The sequence below is a fragment of the Sphingobium sp. D43FB genome (assembly GCF_002312805.1).
Lineage (GTDB): Bacteria > Pseudomonadota > Alphaproteobacteria > Sphingomonadales > Sphingomonadaceae > Sphingobium.
In genome coordinates this window covers 1-670 of the sequence record NZ_NMUA01000167.1, presented here as the reverse complement: position 1 = coordinate 670, position 670 = coordinate 1, and the positions used below count along the sequence as shown (strand labels likewise).

Annotated in this window: 1 protein-coding gene; it reads right to left on the bottom strand. The window is 60.7% G+C overall.

Features of this window, described 5'->3' with window-relative positions:
• Nucleotides 1–203: 203 nt before the first annotated feature.
• Nucleotides 204–533 carry a transposase gene (locus SxD43FB_RS23850; RefSeq protein WP_169575438.1) on the bottom strand — a complete coding sequence of 110 codons (330 nt, stop codon included), beginning with the start codon at nucleotides 531–533 and terminating at the stop codon, nucleotides 204–206.
• Nucleotides 534–670 lie beyond the last annotated feature (137 nt).

The following is a 670-nucleotide window of genomic DNA, read 5'->3' as shown; positions in this document are numbered from 1 at the left end:
AGCCGCGCGATCAGCCAACCCGACTTCAACAAGGCAAACGGAAAACACACCTCCAGCTGTCCCGGAATTAGCGAAACCGCTGTCCGCGATTTAGCGAAACGAATGTCCCGTTTTTACGAAATACGCAGCCAAGGATCGCATACCCTTCCTCATATCGGTATGCCCGGTCGCGATCCATATCCTGACACCCGAGGGGACCGGGATCACCGCCGCAGCGACCGCAGGACGGCAGCAGCCAAATCCGGCGGCGTATCCGCCGCTATGCGGACCGTGATGCTGCCCAGCTCCACGACAACCGCTGGCCCCGTCGGCGGCGCTGGATCAGGCTTCACCGCAACGGCGGCAAAACCGTTCGCATCACCGAACATCTGTCGCCGCCAGCGATAGATCTGGCCCGGCCGTAGATCCGCCTCCCTCGCGATCTCCGCCACGTTCGCGCCGGGTTGCGACACCGCCATCACCAGCGTCCGCTTCTGGTCGTCAGACCATACCCGCCGCCGCTCAACGCCCGAAATTATCGTCACCTGACCCATCGCACCGTCTCTAGTACCGGTGCAAACACCATATGTGGACGGCCTCCCCTTGCAATGGGAGAAAGAAGATTTTGATCGGATCGCTAGCGTTCATATGTCCGGCCTGTATGTGCGCTCGTAAATGAACGCTGGCCAAG

What these genes read in the sequence shown, in the direction of transcription:
- SxD43FB_RS23850 (WP_169575438.1), bottom strand. Translation starts at nt 533, where the DNA reads ATGGGTCAGGTGACGATAATTTCGGGCGTTGAGCGGCGGCGGGTATGG.